Origin of the sequence: Pseudomonas sp. R19M (assembly GCF_050312585.1) — a bacterium.
GTDB lineage: Bacteria > Pseudomonadota > Gammaproteobacteria > Pseudomonadales > Pseudomonadaceae > Aquipseudomonas > Aquipseudomonas palleroniana.
On record NZ_JBNPJV010000108.1, the window covers coordinates 1 to 3,045 of the forward strand.

The 3,045-nt window shown below is 51.6% G+C and carries 1 rRNA gene; it reads left to right on the forward strand.

The features are described from left to right. The first annotated feature begins 65 nt into the window (after window positions 1-65). Window positions 66-2,957: ribosomal RNA gene (locus tag ACQRBT_RS28230) — 23S ribosomal RNA — on the forward strand. The last annotated feature ends 88 nt before the right edge of the window (window positions 2,958-3,045 follow it).

The following is a 3,045-nucleotide window of genomic DNA, read 5'->3' on the forward strand; positions in this document are numbered from 1 at the left end:
TTGAGAAATTCGAATTTTCGGCGAATGTCGTCTTCACAGTATAACCAGATTGCTTGGGGTTATATGGTCAAGTGAAGAAGCGCATACGGTGGATGCCTTGGCAGTCAGAGGCGATGAAAGACGTGGTAGCCTGCGAAAAGCTTCGGGGAGTCGGCAAACAGACTTTGATCCGGAGATGTCTGAATGGGGGAACCCAGCCATCATAAGATGGTTATCTTGTACTGAATACATAGGTGCAAGAGGCGAACCAGGGGAACTGAAACATCTAAGTACCCTGAGGAAAAGAAATCAACCGAGATTCCCTTAGTAGTGGCGAGCGAACGGGGACTAGCCCTTAAGTGGCTTTGAGATTAGCGGAACGCTCTGGAAAGTGCGGCCATAGTGGGTGATAGCCCTGTACGCGAAAATCTCTTAGTCATGAAATCGAGTAGGACGGAGCACGAGAAACTTTGTCTGAATATGGGGGGACCATCCTCCAAGGCTAAATACTACTGACTGACCGATAGTGAACTAGTACCGTGAGGGAAAGGCGAAAAGAACCCCGGAGAGGGGAGTGAAATAGATCCTGAAACCGTATGCGTACAAGCAGTGGGAGCAGACTTTGTTCTGTGACTGCGTACCTTTTGTATAATGGGTCAGCGACTTATTTTCAGTGGCGAGCTTAACCGAATAGGGGAGGCGTAGCGAAAGCGAGTCTTAATAGGGCGTCTAGTCGCTGGGAATAGACCCGAAACCGGGCGATCTATCCATGGGCAGGTTGAAGGTTGGGTAACACTAACTGGAGGACCGAACCGACTACCGTTGAAAAGTTAGCGGATGACCTGTGGATCGGAGTGAAAGGCTAATCAAGCTCGGAGATAGCTGGTTCTCCTCGAAAGCTATTTAGGTAGCGCCTCATGTATCACTGTAGGGGGTAGAGCACTGTTTCGGCTAGGGGGTCATCCCGACTTACCAAACCGATGCAAACTCCGAATACCTACAAGTGCCGAGCATGGGAGACACACGGCGGGTGCTAACGTCCGTCGTGAAAAGGGAAACAACCCAGACCGTCAGCTAAGGTCCCAAAGTTATGGTTAAGTGGGAAACGATGTGGGAAGGCTTAGACAGCTAGGAGGTTGGCTTAGAAGCAGCCACCCTTTAAAGAAAGCGTAATAGCTCACTAGTCGAGTCGGCCTGCGCGGAAGATGTAACGGGGCTCAAACCATACACCGAAGCTACGGGTATCACGTAAGTGATGCGGTAGAGGAGCGTTCTGTAAGCCTGTGAAGGTGAGTTGAGAAGCTTGCTGGAGGTATCAGAAGTGCGAATGCTGACATGAGTAACGACAATGGGTGTGAAAAACACCCACGCCGAAAGACCAAGGTTTCCTGCGCAACGTTAATCGACGCAGGGTTAGTCGGTCCCTAAGGCGAGGCTGAAAAGCGTAGTCGATGGAAAACAGGTTAATATTCCTGTACTTCTGGTTATTGCGATGGAGGGACGGAGAAGGCTAGGCCAGCTTGGCGTTGGTTGTCCAAGTTTAAGGTGGTAGGCTGGAATCTTAGGTAAATCCGGGATTCTAAGGCCGAGAGCTGATGACGAGTCATCTTTTAGATGACGAAGTGGTTGATGCCATGCTTCCAAGAAAAGCTTCTAAGCTTCAGGTAACCAGGAACCGTACCCCAAACCGACACAGGTGGTTGGGTAGAGAATACCAAGGCGCTTGAGAGAACTCGGGTGAAGGAACTAGGCAAAATGGCACCGTAACTTCGGGAGAAGGTGCGCCGGTGAGGGTGAAGGACTTGCTCCGTAAGCCCATGCCGGTCGAAGATACCAGGCCGCTGCGACTGTTTATTAAAAACACAGCACTCTGCAAACACGAAAGTGGACGTATAGGGTGTGACGCCTGCCCGGTGCCGGAAGGTTAATTGATGGGGTTAGCTAACGCGAAGCTCTTGATCGAAGCCCCGGTAAACGGCGGCCGTAACTATAACGGTCCTAAGGTAGCGAAATTCCTTGTCGGGTAAGTTCCGACCTGCACGAATGGCGTAACGATGGCGGCGCTGTCTCCACCCGAGACTCAGTGAAATTGAAATCGCTGTGAAGATGCAGTGTATCCGCGGCTAGACGGAAAGACCCCGTGAACCTTTACTATAGCTTTGCACTGGACTTTGAATTTGCTTGTGTAGGATAGGTGGGAGGCTTTGAAGCGTGGACGCCAGTCTGCGTGGAGCCATCCTTGAAATACCACCCTGGCAACTTTGAGGTTCTAACTCAGGTCCGTTATCCGGATCGAGGACAGTGTATGGTGGGTAGTTTGACTGGGGCGGTCTCCTCCTAAAGAGTAACGGAGGAGTACGAAGGTGCGCTCAGACCGGTCGGAAATCGGTCGTAGAGTATAAAGGCAAAAGCGCGCTTGACTGCGAGACAGACACGTCGAGCAGGTACGAAAGTAGGTCTTAGTGATCCGGTGGTTCTGTATGGAAGGGCCATCGCTCAACGGATAAAAGGTACTCCGGGGATAACAGGCTGATACCGCCCAAGAGTTCATATCGACGGCGGTGTTTGGCACCTCGATGTCGGCTCATCACATCCTGGGGCTGAAGCCGGTCCCAAGGGTATGGCTGTTCGCCATTTAAAGTGGTACGCGAGCTGGGTTTAGAACGTCGTGAGACAGTTCGGTCCCTATCTGCCGTGGACGTTTGAGATTTGAGAGGGGCTGCTCCTAGTACGAGAGGACCGGAGTGGACGAACCTCTGGTGTTCCGGTTGTCACGCCAGTGGCATTGCCGGGTAGCTATGTTCGGAATAGATAACCGCTGAAAGCATCTAAGCGGGAAACTAGCCTCAAGATGAGATCTCACTGGAACCTTGAGTTCCCTGAAGGGCCGTCGAAGACTACGACGTTGATAGGTTGGGTGTGTAAGCGCTGTGAGGCGTTGAGCTAACCAATACTAATTGCCCGTGAGGCTTGACCATATAACACCCAAGCAATTTGAGTCGAAAGGCCAGATTGCGGTGTGTGAAGACGCTATGAACCGAAAGTTCGACGCTCACAAGACACCGA